The organism is Methyloversatilis sp. RAC08 (assembly GCF_001713355.1).
Lineage (GTDB): Bacteria > Pseudomonadota > Gammaproteobacteria > Burkholderiales > Rhodocyclaceae > Methyloversatilis.
On record NZ_CP016448.1, the window covers coordinates 1,361,777 to 1,376,326 of the forward strand.

At 64.3% G+C, this 14,550-nt stretch carries 8 protein-coding genes; 7 read left to right on the forward strand and 1 reads right to left on the reverse strand.

Features of this window, described 5'->3' with window-relative positions; genetic code table 11:
* The first annotated feature begins 7 nt into the window (after positions 1-7).
* Both fba and BSY238_RS06245 read left to right on the forward strand, forming a co-directional pair.
* Positions 8-1,072 carry a class II fructose-bisphosphate aldolase gene (gene fba / locus BSY238_RS06240; RefSeq protein WP_069038375.1) on the forward strand — a complete coding sequence of 355 codons (1,065 nt, stop codon included), beginning with the start codon at positions 8-10 and terminating at the stop codon, positions 1,070-1,072.
* Between the two features lie 8 nt (positions 1,073-1,080).
* On the forward strand, positions 1,081-1,962 hold the full coding sequence (locus tag BSY238_RS06245; protein WP_069038376.1) for a phosphoribosylaminoimidazolesuccinocarboxamide synthase: 882 nt from the start codon (positions 1,081-1,083) through the stop codon (positions 1,960-1,962).
* Positions 1,963-1,972: 10 nt separating this feature from the next.
* On the opposite strand, the gene BSY238_RS06250 is transcribed toward BSY238_RS06245, so the two are convergent.
* Positions 1,973-4,621: an ATP-binding protein gene (locus BSY238_RS06250; RefSeq protein WP_083224130.1), complete on the reverse strand. Its 2,649-nt coding sequence runs from the start codon at positions 4,619-4,621 to the stop codon at positions 1,973-1,975.
* Positions 4,622-4,791: 170 nt separating this feature from the next.
* Here BSY238_RS06250 and BSY238_RS06255 point away from each other — a divergent pair, with 170 nt between their 5' ends.
* The 5 genes from BSY238_RS06255 to BSY238_RS06275 all read left to right on the forward strand — a co-directional run bounded on the left by BSY238_RS06255 (position 4,792) and on the right by BSY238_RS06275 (position 14,539).
* Positions 4,792-6,702, forward strand: a complete 1,911-nt coding sequence (locus BSY238_RS06255; protein WP_069038378.1) for a type IV pili methyl-accepting chemotaxis transducer N-terminal domain-containing protein — start codon at positions 4,792-4,794, stop codon at positions 6,700-6,702.
* Entirely contained in the window at positions 6,699-7,400 is a 702-nt protein-coding gene (locus BSY238_RS06260; protein ID WP_069038379.1) for a response regulator, read from the forward strand. Before BSY238_RS06255 ends, BSY238_RS06260 begins: the two co-directional genes overlap by 4 nt.
* Before the next feature lie 238 nt (positions 7,401-7,638).
* Positions 7,639-8,886: an MFS transporter gene (locus BSY238_RS06265; protein ID WP_069038380.1), complete on the forward strand. Its 1,248-nt coding sequence runs from the start codon at positions 7,639-7,641 to the stop codon at positions 8,884-8,886.
* A 148-nt stretch (positions 8,887-9,034) separates the two neighbouring features.
* Complete coding sequence (locus tag BSY238_RS06270; RefSeq protein WP_069038381.1) at positions 9,035-10,690, forward strand: MFS transporter; 1,656 nt, start codon at positions 9,035-9,037, stop codon at positions 10,688-10,690.
* A gap of 54 nt (positions 10,691-10,744) precedes the next feature.
* Positions 10,745-14,539 carry a nitrate reductase subunit alpha gene (locus BSY238_RS06275; RefSeq protein WP_069038382.1) on the forward strand — a complete coding sequence of 1,265 codons (3,795 nt, stop codon included), beginning with the start codon at positions 10,745-10,747 and terminating at the stop codon, positions 14,537-14,539.
* Positions 14,540-14,550 lie beyond the last annotated feature (11 nt).

Consider the following 14,550-nt stretch of genomic DNA (forward strand, 5'->3'; position numbering starts at 1 on the left):
AATTGCCATGCCCATGGTTTCCATGCGCCAGTTGCTCGACCACGCCGCCGAAAACGGCTACGGCATCCCCGCCTTCAACGTGAACAACCTCGAGCAGGTGCAGGCCGTGATGAGCGCCGCCGATGAAGTCGGCGCGCCCGTCATCCTGCAGGCCAGCGCAGGTGCCCGCAAGTATGCCGGCGAGCCTTTCATCAAGCACCTGATCGAAGCCGCCATCGAAAGCTGGCCGCACATTCCGCTGGTCATGCACCAGGATCACGGCCAGAGTCCGGACGTGTGCAAGGGCGCAATCGACCTCGGTTTCAGTTCGGTCATGATGGACGGCTCGCTGCAGGCCGACGGCAAGACCATTGCCAGCTACGACTACAACGTCGAAGTGACGCGCAAGGTGGTCGACATGGCGCATGCGCTCGGCGTGACGGTCGAAGGCGAACTGGGCTGCCTCGGCTCGCTGGAAACGATGAAGGGCGACAAGGAAGACGGCCACGGCACCGAGGCGACGATGACCATGGACCAGCTGCTGACCGATCCGGAAGAAGCGGCCGACTTCGTCAAGCGTACCCAGCTCGACGCGCTGGCCATCGCCATCGGCACCAGCCACGGCGCCTACAAGTTCACGCGCAAGCCCACCGGCGACATCCTCGCGATCAGCCGCATCAAGGAAATCAACAAGCGCATCCCCAATACCCATCTGGTGATGCATGGCTCGTCCAGCGTGCCGCAGGATCTGCTGGCGATCATCCGCCAGTACGGCGGCGACATGAAGGAAACCTACGGCGTGCCGGTGTCGGAAATCCAGGAGGCGATCAAGCACGGCGTGCGCAAGATCAACATCGACACCGACATCCGCCTGGCGATGACCGCCGCCATCCGCAAGTACATGTTCGAGAACCCGAGCAAGTTCGACCCGCGCGACTACCTGAAGCCGGCGCGCGAAGCCGCCAAGGGCATCTGCAAACAGCGCTACATCGAATTCGGCTGCGAAGGCCAGGCCGGCAAGATCAAGGCCATCCCGCTGGTGCAGGTGGCACAGAACTACGCCAGCGGAAAGCTCGCCCAGCAGGTGATCTGAACACGACCATGGCCGACGCACTGTTCGAATCCCGCATCAAGAGCCTGCCGCTGATCGCCCGCGGCAAGGTGCGCGACATCTACGCCATCGACGACGCGACGATGCTCATCGTGACCACCGACCGCCTGTCGGCGTTCGACGTCATCCTGCCCGACCCGATACCCGGCAAGGGCAAGGTGCTGACTGCCGTGTCGAACTTCTGGTTCGACAGGCTGGCCGGCGTATCGCCCAACCACCTGACCGGCATCGCGCCGGAATCGGTGGTGAGCGCCGACGAGCGCGATCAGGTCGAAGGCCGCGCCATCGTCGTGCGGCGCCTCAAGCCGCTGCCCATCGAAGCGGTTGTGCGCGGCTACCTGATCGGTTCCGGCTGGGGCGACTATTCCCGCACCGGCTCGGTATGCGGCGTGGCGCTGCCGCACGGGCTGCGCATGGCGTCGAAGCTGCCGGCTCCGATCTTCACGCCGGCCACCAAGGCGGCAGCCGGGGATCACGACGAAAACATCAGCTACGCGCAGACCGAGGCGCTGATCGGCGCAGCGCTCGCGGCGCAGGTGCGCGACACCGCGATCGCGCTGTACAGCGCCGCGTCCGACTACGCCAAGAGCCGCGGCATCATCATCGCCGACACCAAGTTCGAATTCGGTCTCGATCCGGATGGCAAGCTCATTCTGATCGACGAGGCGCTGACCCCGGATTCGTCACGCTTCTGGCCGGCCGACCAGTACCGGGAAGGCGTCAATCCGCCGTCCTTCGACAAGCAGTTCGTGCGCGATTACCTGGAAACGCTGGACTGGAACAAGAGCGCCCCCGGCCCATCGCTGCCGGCCGACATCATCCAGCGCACCGGCGACAAGTACCGCGAAGCGCTGACCCGCCTCATCGGCTGATCGGGTTCCATCAGGTCCCGGTCCGCGTCTCGCCGACCGGGCCGCCCAGCGGTTCGGTCGGCACGAAACCCCGCAGGGTGAAACAGAAGGTCGCGCCCTTGCCGGGCGCCGCCTGAACGCTGACGCGGCCACCGTGGCGCTCGACAATGCGCTTGACGATGGCCAGCCCCACGCCGGTGCCGGGAAATTCCTCGGCGCCATGCATGCGCTGAAACACCCCGAACAGACGGTCGGCGTAGAGCGGATCGAAACCGACCCCGTTGTCGCGCACGCAGATCGCCGGCCCGCCGTCCTGCAATGCCACGAACAGCTCGATGAGCGGCGGTTCCGCATGCACCGAGAATTTCAATGCGTTGCCGATCAGGTTCGCGAACACCTGCCGCAGCATCGCATGATCGCCGCTGACCTGCCCCAGCGGCGCGACGGTGATGCGCGCGACCGGATACTGTTCGCGCAGCTCTGCAGCGACCGAACGCGCCAGCTTGTCCAGCCCGACCTCAGCGTGCGCCATGTCGATGCGCGCCATGCGTGAAAAACGCAGGATGTCGTCGATCAGCTGGCCCATGCGGTTCGACCCGCGCTGGATGCGCTGCAGCATGTCCCGGCCTTCGTCATCGAGCGTTGCGGCGGCGTGCTCGGTCAGCAGATGGGCGAAACCATTGATGGCGCGCAGCGGGCTGCGCAGGTCGTGCGACACCGAATACGAGAAGGCCTCCAGTTCGTTGTTGGCCTGTTCCAGCAAGGCCGTGCGTTCCGCGACGCGCCGTTCCAGCGACTCGTTCAGCTCCCTGACCTGGCGTTCGCCGCGCGCCCGTTCGATCGCCAGTTGCGCAATGTCGACCAGCCGCTGCACCAGATTCTCGTCCGACCGTCCCGGTCGCCAGGGCCGGCGGTGACAGATCACCAGCGCACCCAACGCGATGCCGCCCTGCCCGGCCAGCGGCAAAGCCCACAGCGCACGGAGGCCTTCTTCAGCCAGCGCGGAACGATGCGCGTCCGCCCCCGGCGCACCGTCCGGATCGGCGATCACCAGCGGCGAGGAAAGGGCGCCGGATGGCAGCGGCAACCGGGTCAGCGCAGCCCGGAAGGCGGCGGACAGACCGGGCGCCACCACGTCGACGCTGTCGGCCGCCGATGCACCGCAGGTGAGCACAGCCACCCGCGAATCTTCGTTCAGAAGCCCTTCGACCAGCACGGCCAGCCGCGAGGTCACGTCGGCCAGGGGTACACCGGAAGCGATGCGCGCCAGCAGTTCCCGTTCTGCCAGATCGACCTGCTCCAGGCGCTTGCGCAGTGAAATGTCGCCGATGGTGCCGACCACCCGCGTGCTGCGGCCTGTCGCATCACGCTGCGCAACGCCGCGCACCATGAACCAGTGGTGGGTGCTGTCGGCATGGCGCATGCGCAGTTCGAGCTGGAACACGTCGTGACCGCCACCCAGCAGGTCATCCATCATCGCGTCCCAGCCCGGCTTGTCCGCCGGATGGATGCCCGCAACGAAATCCTTCACCGGCATGCGGCGACCGCCGCCGTCATAGCCCATGATGTGAGACAGGCGAGGCGATACGTACAGCTCCTCGCTGCCGTTGATCCATTCCGCCAGCCCTTCATTCATGCCGCGCAGTGCCAGGGCGTAGCGCTGTTCGCTGGCCCGAAGCGCGCGTTCTGCACGGATGCGCGCCGTCAGGTCGGAATAGGACGCCACTACGGCATACGGCCGGCTGGCGCCGGCGTGAAACAGCGGCTGCGTCGTGACCGACAGCCAGCGCATCGGGCTGCCCGCACGACCGGTACCGATCACCACCTCGCGCAGCGGCTGGCCGTCGCTCAGCGAACGCATCACCGGATGGCGGGCATTCGACAACGCCCGCCCCTGTTCATCGAACAACCGCGCCTCGTCATGCCCGCCGGGCAGACCGGCGTGCGCGTCATCCAGCCAGGTGCAGCCCTCGGCGGCACGATTGCGGGTCAGCACCTTAGCCTGCGCGTCGTACAGCACCACCGATTCGGACAGCGCGCCGAGCAGCACGCGGAAACGCTCTTCGCTGGCGATCAGCGAGCGCTGCGCCTGCTTGTGTACGGTGACGTCGTGGCAGACGACGAACAGCGCGGCCCGGCCGGCGAATTCGTCCGGGCGGCCGCATACCGACAGCCAGCGTACATTGCCGTCGGCACGGCGCACCGGAAGTTCGACGTCGTCGAAGCCGTGACCGGTCGCCAATGCAAGCCCGAGGCGTTCCCGGTCATGCGTCTGGGCGCAGAACTCGCCCAGCGCACGGCCAAGCAGGCTGCCGCGCGGTTCGCCCGCCAGATCAACCATGGCATCGTTGGCAAACAGGATTTCGCCCCCCGGCAGCGCGCAGACGCAGATCGACAGCGGAATCGCCTGCACGATGTCGTGGTCGGCCGAATCGGCCCCGGCGGGCGCCGGCACCTCTTCCTGCGTCGCCACGGGCGTGCGGCGATGCACCCGCAGCAGCAGCGCGGCGCAGGCCGCACACCAGATCGCCCAGGCAGCCTGAAGCAGCAGCGCATCGGGCCCGATCCACCACGCAGCCGGCAGCCACAGCGCGCACACGCACCCCAGCGCTGCGCCGGACGGACCGCGCAGCATGGTCGCCGCCTGCAGTCTTGATTGAGGGCTGTCCTTCAAATGCATCCGCTCCATTGCGGCCGGGACATCGGGCAAACCTGAAGACTACCGACTGTCGCCATGCCGAAAGACTGGAACAGAGCAGGCAAGCGTACGCAATTGCCCGAATGACTGCACGCCGCAGGCTTGCGCTGCGACAATCCCCTTTGCGCGCCCGCTTGACTACACTGTATCGAATGAACGTTCGCAAACTTCGGGGCCTTGGCGCCAAACTCGCCCTGTCTGCTGCGCCGTTCGCGCTGCTGGCACTGCTGTCGGTCACGCTGACCTTGTGGGTCTCGTGGCAACTCGACGGCGGAGCGGCCGCGGTCAACGAGGCGGGCCGCATGCGCATGCAGGCCTACCGCCTGTCACTGCAGGTCAGCCGTCACGAACAGGACGCGCTGTCCGGTGCCATCGAGACATTCGAGCGCAGTCTCGCACTGCTGCGCAACGGTGATCCGGAACGCCCGCTTTTCGTGCCGTGGGACGACGATGTCCGGCTCCGCTTCGCGCGCGTCGAGTCCGGCTGGCAACAGTACCGCACAACCTGGCTGGATGCGCCACCGTTACGACTGCAGGCACTGGGCACCGACACGGCGGCCTTCAGTGCAGACATCGACGCCCTGGTATCGGGCATCGAAGCGCACATGTCGCGCTGGACAGCGCTGCTGCATCTGTTGCAGCTTGCAACTATTGCCATTGCAGTACTGGGTTCCAGCGTATTGCTGTACGTTGGCTACCTGTTCGTGCTGGAACCCGTCGGGCACCTCAAGCAGGCCATCGAGCGCATCCAGTCGGGCGATCTGGGTGCCCGGGTCGAGCGTGCGACGGATGACGAATTCGGTACGCTGGCCGATGGTTTCAACGGCATGGCCGACCAGATTCAGGCCATGTATCGAAATCTCGAAGCCAAGGTGAATGCCAAGACCGCGGAACTGCAGGAAAAGCAGGAGCGCCTCGAAGCGCTTTACGAGGTCACCTCGCTGATCGCCACCGCCCGCTCGCTGGACGAACTGGCGCAGGGCTTCGTCGGCTATGTCGCTCGGGCGCTCCACGCGGATGGTGTGGGCCTGCGCTGGTCCGACGAATCGAACCAGCGTTACCTGATGCTGGCCTCGCAGGGCCTGCCCGCCTACATGACCGAGGGCGAGCGCTGCCTGAAGGCAAACGAATGCCACTGCGGTGTGCCGGATGCTTCGCCAAACGCGCGCATCATCCCGATCCGTTCGATGACCCAGGGTGGCCTGCAGTACTGCGCCGAAGCCGGCTTTGAAACACTGGTGTCGGTACCGGTGCGTCTGAAGGAACGGGTGATGGGTGAGATCGATCTGTTCTTCCATGCCGAAATCGATCTGACACCCTCCGCGCGGTCACTGCTCGAGGCACTGACCACCCATCTGGCGAGCGGCATGGAAAACCTGCGCCTGACCGCACTGCGTAACGAAGCAGCGGTATCGCAGGAGCGCAACTTCCTGGCCAGCGAACTGCACGACTCGATCGCCCAGTCGCTGGCCTTCATGAAGATGCAACTGGAAATGATGCGTGGCGCACTGGCCGAGAGGGATACCCTGCAGACGGAGCGCATACTGGGTGAGCTGGACGCCGGGCTGCGCGAAAGTACAGGCGATGTGCGCGAACTGCTGCTGCACTTCCGCACCCGCACCAACGCCGAAGACATCGAGGGCGCGCTGCTGGGTACGCTGCGCAAGTTCGAACATCAGAGCGGAGTCCATGCAACGCTCAACATGCATGATCATGGCATACCATTGCCACCGGACATCCAGATCCAGGTGCTGCACATCGTGCAGGAAGCGCTTTCCAACGTGCGCAAGCATGCCCGCGCGAGCCAGGTCTGGCTCGACGTGAAGCAGCAGCCGCTGTGGGTTTTCGAGGTTCGCGATGACGGCAGTGGATTCGACGTCAGCCATGGCGCTGCAGATGAAACACACGTAGGGCTGCGCATCATGACGGAGCGCGCCGAACGCATCGGCGCTCGGGTGGAGGTATTTTCGACGCCGCAACGCGGTACCTCCGTGGTGCTCACCCTGCCACCCTCGACCGAGCTCTTCGAGCGGGCAACTGCCGCGGAAACTTCTGAATCATGAATGACCGCACATCGCGTGATGCAGACTTGCCGATCCGCATCCTGCTGGTAGACGACCACACCTTGTTCCGGCGCGGCCTCACGGCGCTGCTGTCGCGCGACCCCGGGCTGCAGGTGGTCGGCGATGCCGCCGATGCGGGCGAAGCACAGCGGCGTGCCGCAAGCCTGCAGCCGGACATCATCCTGCTCGACAACCATCTGCCCGGTGTCAGCGGCATTGATGCACTGCCGGCGTTGCGCGAAGCCGCGCCGCACGCGAGCGTGCTGATGCTCACCATCAGCGAGGACGAAAACGATCTGGCCGCCGCGCTTCGCGCGGGGGCCTGCGGCTACCTGCTGAAAACCATGGAAGGCGAAGCACTGGCCAGCGCCATCCACCGCGCGATGCGCGGGGAAAGCGTCGTCGCGAACGAAATGACCGGCAAGCTGGTGGCGGTCTATCGCCAGGCCGCTGCCGCGCCGACGCCAGCCAGCGACGCGCCAGCTGGCGCCGACATCGCCGGCAATGGCGCATTGTCGCCGCGCGAAACCGACATTCTGCGTGGCATCGCCCGCGGCGACAGCAACAAGCAGATCGCCCGCGATCTGGGCATCGCCGAAACCACGGTGAAGATTCACGTACAGCACATCCTGCGCAAACTGGGCGTTTCCTCTCGGGTACAGGTCGCCGTCATCGCGGTCGAACGCGGCCTGACCTGAGCCGGGCTGCTGCGGTGGGCGTCGCCTGACGCCTGTGCCGGTCGATCCGGCCCACCCGCCGGCTCCACCGGGTTGACCCTGCGCAACATCCTGCGAGTTTTTCGCCCGATAGTTCTTTCGAACGATGACGCGCGCTCACGCCATCGTTCTTCTGCCGCCTGATTCATACCCGACGGAAGGATGTTGTCATCCGGGTCGGCTGCCTACCATCGTCGCAACGACAAGGGAGGGTTCAGTCATGACCAGGAAAGGGCAGGCGCTATCGGTGCTGATCGTCAGCACCCTGGCGTTCACCGTGTGTTTCATGGTGTGGATGATGTTCGGCGTGATCGGCATCCCGATCAAGAAGGCGCTCGATCTGAATGCCACGCAGTTCGGTCTGCTGACCGCGACACCGGTACTGACCGGCTCGCTGGTGCGGGTGCCGCTGGGAATCTGGACCGACAAGTACGGCGGCCGCATCGTCATGACCCTGCTGATGGCGGCCACCGTGCCGGCCATCTGGATGATGAGCTATGCCACCGAATACTGGCACTTCCTCGTCATCGGCCTGTTCGTGGGCCTGGCCGGCGGCTCCTTTTCGGTCGGCACACCCTATGTCGCACGCTGGTTTCCCAAGGGTCAGCAGGGTTTTGCCATGGGCATCTACGGTGCCGGCAACTCGGGCGCCGCAGTCAACAAGTTCGTCGCTCCGGCCCTGCTGGTCGCCTTCGGCTGGACCATGGTGCCCCAGGCCTACGCAGCCATCATGCTCGGCACGGTCGTCATCTTCTGGCTGTTCAGCCACAGCGATCCGGCACATCTGGTGCCGAGCAACGTGCGCTTCATGGATCAGCTCAAGGCGCTCAAGGATCCGCGCGTGATGAAGTACTGCCAGTACTACAGCATCGTGTTCGGCGGTTATGTCGCATTGAGCCTGTGGATGGTGCAGTACTACGTCGGCGAGTACGGCATGGAAATCCGGTCCGCGGCGCTGCTCGCCGCCTGTTTCTCGCTGCCCGGCGGTGTGCTGCGCGCGGCTGGTGGCTGGCTCAGCGACAAGTACGGCGCACACAGCGTCACCTGGTGGGTGCTGTGGGTGAGCTGGATCTGCCTGTTCCTGCTGAGCTATCCGCAGACGCACTTCACCATCGTCACGGTCGACGGCCCGAAGACCTTCGACATCGGCCTGAACGTGTATGCCTTCACCGCGCTGATGTTCATCCTCGGCATCGCCTGGGCCTTCGGCAAGGCCAGCGTGTTCAAGTACATCAGCGACGACTACCCGGCCAACATCGGCACCATCAGCGGCATCGTCGGCCTGGCCGGCGGTCTCGGCGGCTTCGTGCTGCCCATCATGTTCGGCGCCCTGGTCGATCTGACCGGCATCCGTTCCAGCGCCTTCATGCTGATGTACGCCGTGGTGTGGGTGTCCCTCATCTGGATGTACTTCACCGAAGTCCGTCGCACGCGACTCATGGGGGAACCGTCCGGTGTGCAGGGCTGATCTGTCGGGCATCGCTGCGCTCACCCCAACCCACGATGAACCGACCCATGCACAGGGCTGATGCGTTGGGCATCGCTGCGCTCACCCAAACCTACGGGAAACAGCCCTTGTGCAGGGCTGGCATCTCACTTCCGACGAGAGGACAAACGTGACCACCAACAGCCGCGCCGGGACACCACCGGCCACTCCCGCAGCCGGCTCCGATATCGCCGACTGGCGTCCGGAGGACGAGCAGATCTGGGAATCCACCGGCAAGAAAATCGCCTACCGTAATCTCTGGATATCGGTGCCTGCCTTGCTGTGCGGATTCGCCGTGTGGGGCATGTGGGGCATCATCACCGTGCAGATGCTGAACCTGGGCTTCCCGTTCGCCAAGGAAGAGTTGTTCACGCTGACCGCCATCGCCGGCATCGCCGGCGCCACGATGCGCATTCCGGCTTCATTCCTGATCCGTCTGGCCGGCGGCCGCAACACCATCTTCCTGACCACCGCCATGCTGCTGGCACCTGCCATCGGCACCGGCATCGCGCTGCAGCATCCCGAGTGGCCGCTCTGGGTGTTCCAGTTGATGGCGCTGTGGTCGGGCGTGGGCGGCGGCAACTTCGCCAGTTCGATGTCGAACATCAGCACCTTCTTCCCGAAGAAACTTCAGGGCACTGCGCTCGGGCTGAACGCGGGACTGGGCAACTTCGGCGTGACGACGATGCAGATCGTCATCCCGCTGGTCATGACGGTCGGGCTGTTCGGTGCCTTCGGCGGCGAATCGATGGTGCTGGTCAAGGACAGCGGCTGGATCGGCGGCAAGATACTTGCCGGCACGCCCACTTGGATACAGAACGCCGGCTTCGCCTGGGTGCTGTCGCTGGTTCCGCTGTCCATCCTCTGCTGGTTCGGCATGAACAACCTGAAGACGGTGTCGCCGAACACCGGCAACCCGATGGTTGCGTTCTCCAAGATCACCTATCTGTACACGCTGGCCTTCGTGCCCGCCATCTTCATGCTGTGGCTGTATCTGCCCGCACCGACCGGCCTTGGCGTGCTGAGCATGTGGGTCGCGATTCCGCTCGACATCATCCTAGCCCTGCTGGTCATGAAGGTCGCTGCCTTCGGCGAAATGAAGGAAGGCGTGACGAAGCAGTTCGCGATCTTCAAGAACAAGCACACCTGGTCGATGACGGCGCTCTACATCGTCACCTTCGGCTCCTTCATCGGCTTTTCGATGGCGCTGCCGCTGGCCATCACCGTCATCTTCGGCACCAGTCACGTACCCGATGCGACCGGCGTCATGCAGCACACGCTGAAGAATCCGAACGCGCCGTCGGCTCTGACCTACGCCTGGATCGGCCCCTTCGTCGGCGCCGCCGTGCGGCCACTGGGTGGCTGGATTTCCGACAAGCTCGGCGGCTCCATCGTCACCCAGGTGATTTCGATCGTGATGGCCATCGCTTCGGTGGCCGTGGGCTACGTGATGATGCAGGCCTACGGCTCGGCCACGCCGGAAGAGTACTTCCCGATGTTCCTCGGTCTCTTCATGGTGCTGTTCTTCGCCAGCGGCATCGGCAACGGCTCGACCTTCCGCACCATCGGCGTCATCTTCGACCGCACGCAGGCCGGTCCCGTGCTGGGCTGGACTTCGGCCGTCGCCGCCTACGGTGCCTTCATCGCACCGGTGGTCATCGGCGAGCAGATCAAGGCCGGAACACCTGAACTCGCGATGTATGGCTTCGCCATCTTCTATGCGATATGCATTGTCCTCAACTGGTGGTTCTACCTGCGCGGCAACGCGTACGTGAAGAACCCCTGACCACCGAAACAACGCCCGCACAGCGCCCATTCCGAAGCATCACGGAGACTACACATGAGCCACTTTCTAGACCGCCTGAGTCACTTCTCGAACCCGAAGGAAGCCTTTTCGGGCGACCACGGCATCACCACCGGCGAGGACCGCAGCTGGGAAGACGCCTACCGCAACCGCTGGGCACACGACAAGATCGTGCGCTCCACGCACGGCGTCAATTGCACGGGTTCCTGCTCGTGGAAGATCTACGTAAAGGGCGGCATTGTCACCTGGGAAACCCAGCAGACGGATTACCCGCGCACGCGCTGGGACATGCCCAACCACGAGCCGCGCGGCTGTGCGCGCGGTGCCAGCTACAGCTGGTACCTGTACAGCGCCAACCGCGTGAAATACCCGATGGTGCGCGGCCGCCTGCTGAAGAGCTGGCGCGAAGCGCGCCTCGCGCACGGTCCGGTCGAAGCCTGGGCCTCGATCGTCGAGAACGACGCGAAACGTCGCGACTACCAGCAGGTGCGCGGTCTCGGCGGCTTCGTCCGCTCGAGCTGGGACGAAGTGAATGAAATCGTCGCCGCTGCCAACGTCTACACCATCAAGAAGCACGGCCCGGACCGCGTCATCGGCTTTTCGCCCATCCCGGCGATGTCGATGATCAGCTATGCCGCGGGCAGCCGCTACCTGAGCCTGATCGGCGGCGTCTGCATGAGCTTCTACGACTGGTACTGCGACCTGCCGCCGTCCAGCCCGCAGATCTGGGGCGAACAGACCGACGTGCCGGAGTCGGCCGACTGGTACAACTCGACCTACATCATCGCCTGGGGCAGCAATGTGCCGCAGACGCGCACGCCGGACGCGCACTTCTTCACCGAGGTGCGCTACAAGGGCGCGAAGACGGTGGCGGTCACACCCGACTACTCCGAAGTCGCCAAGCTCTCCGATATCTGGATGAAACCCAAGCAGGGCACCGACGCTGCCGTCGCCATGGCCATGGGCCACGTCATCCTGAAGGAGTTCTACTTCCCGGACAGCGGCGAACGCAGCGCCTACTTCGACGACTACGTGCGCCGCTACACCGACATGCCCATGCTGGTGATGCTCAAGGAGCACAAGCTGCCCAATGGCGACATGATCCTCGTGCCGGACCGTTATGTGCGCGCATCCGACTTCAACGGCAAGCTCGGCCAGGCCAACAATCCGGAATGGAAGACCGTCGCCTTCGACGACAGCGGAAAGGTCGTGCTCCCGAACGGCGCCATCGGCTTCCGCTGGGGTGCCGACGGCCGTGCCGACGAAGGCCAGTGGAATCTCGAGGCCAAGGAAGCGCGCCACGGCGCGAACGTGAAACTCAAGCTGTCCCTGCTTGAGGGCGAAGCCCCGAGCAGCGAAACGGCGCGCGTCGGCTTCCCCTACTTCGGCGGCATTGTCAGCGAACACTTCCCGAACAACGCGCAGACCGATGTACTGGTGCGTACCGTGCCGGTTCAGCGCATTGCACTGGGCAAGGCCGGCGAGAAGCGCGACGCACTGGTGGCCACTGTGTTCGACCTGCAGGTGGCGAACTACGGGATCGCACGCGGTCTGCCGGGCGAACTCGCGGCAAAGGACTTCAACGACGACACGCCCTACACGCCGGCCTGGCAGGAGTGCATCACCGGCACGCCGCGCGAACAGCTGATCACGGTCGCCCGCCAGTTCGCCGAAAACGCGCACAAGACCAAGGGCAAGTCGATGGTGATCATCGGCGCCGCGATGAACCACTGGTATCACAGCGACATGAACTACCGCGGCGTCATCAACATGCTGATGATGTGCGGCTGCATCGGCCAGAGCGGCGGTGGCTGGGCGCACTATGTCGGTCAGGAAAAGCTGCGTCCGCAGACCGGCTGGACGGCACTTGCCTTCGCGCTCGACTGGATCCGCCCACCGCGGCAGATGAACAGCACCAGTTTCTTCTATGCGCACACCGACCAGTGGCGCTATGAAAAGCTGGGCATGGAAGAAGTGATTTCACCGCTGGCCGACAAGAAGATGTATGGCGGAAGCATGATCGATTACAACGTGCGCGCCGAACGCATGGGCTGGCTGCCGTCGGCTCCGCAGCTGCAGACCAACCCGCTGCAGGTGGTGCGTGACGCCGCCAGCGCGGGCATGGATCCGAAGGACTATGCCGTACGCGGGCTCAAGGACGGCTCGCTGAAGATGAGCTGTACCGACCCTGATCATCCGGACAACTGGCCGCGCAACATGTTCGTATGGCGTTCCAACATTCTCGGTTCGTCGGGCAAGGGTCACGAGTACTTCCTCAAGCACCTGCTGGGCACCAGCAATGGCGTGCAGGGCAAGGATCTCGGAAAGGAAGAAGCGAAGCCGACTGAAGTCGTCTGGCACGACACGGCGCCCGAGGGCAAGCTCGATCTGCTGGTGACCCTCGACTTCCGCATGAGCACGACCTGCCTGTACTCCGACATCGTGCTGCCGACCGCCACCTGGTACGAGAAGAACGACCTCAACACCAGCGACATGCACCCCTTCATCCACCCGCTGTCGACCGCGGTGGACCCGGCCTGGCAGTCACGCAGCGACTGGGATATCTACAAGGGCTTCGCGCGGAAATTCAGCGAAGTCTGCGTCGGCCATCTCGGCGTCGAACGCGAGCTGGTGCTGTCACCACTGATGCACGACAGCCCGTCCGAACTGGCACAGCCCTTCGACGTAAAGGACTGGAAGCGCGGCGAATGCGAACTGATTCCCGGCAAGACGGCACCGAATCTGGTGGTGGTGGAACGCGATTATCCGAACGTGTACAAGCGCTTCACCGCACTCGGCCCGCTGATGAACAAGGTCGGCAACGGTGGCAAGGGCATCAGCTGGAACACGCAGACGGAAGTGAAGCAGCTGGGCGAGCTGAATGGCCTGGTCACGGCGGAAGGCGTCACCTGCGGCATGCCGAAGATCGATACCGACATCGACGCCTGCGAAGTGGTGCTGCAGCTGGCGCCTGAAACCAACGGTCACGTTGCGGTGAAGGCGTGGCAGGCACTGGGCAAGCAGACTGGCCTGAAGCACGAACATCTCGCGCTGTACCGCGAAGACGAAAAGATCCGCTTCCGCGACATCCAGGCGCAGCCGCGCAAGATCATTTCGAGCCCGACCTGGAGCGGCATCGAGTCGGAAACCGTGTCGTACAACGCCGGCTACACCAATGTGCATGAACTGATCCCATGGCGCACCCTGACCGGCCGTCAGCAGTTCTACATGGACCACCCCTGGATGATCGCCTTCGGAGAAGGTTTCACCAGCTACCGTCCGCCGGTCGATCTGAAGACCACCGCCGGCATCCATAACATCAAGCCGAATGGCAATCCGGAGATCGCGCTCAACTTCATCACGCCGCACCAGAAGTGGGGCATCCACTCGACCTACACGGACAACCTGCTGATGCTCACGCTGAGCCGTGGCGGCCCCTGCGTGTGGATGAGCGAGGACGACGCGAAGCGCGCCGACATCATCGACAACGACTGGATTGAGCTGTTCAACATCAACGGCGCCATCGCCGCACGGGCCGTGGTCAGCCAGCGGGTCAAGCCGGGCATGGTGATGATGTATCACGCGCAGGAAAAGATCGTGAACACGCCGGGGTCGGAAATCACCGGCGCACGCGGCGGCATCCACAACTCGGTGACGCGCATCGTGCTCAAGCCGACGCACATGATCGGTGGCTATGCGCAGTTCAGCTACGGCTTCAACTACTACGGCACGATCGGCACCAACCGCGACGAGTTCGTGGTGGTACGCAAGATGAAGCGCATCGACTGGCTCGACAACGAAAAGTCGGCCGCCGACACGTCACACGCCTAAGGATACTGACC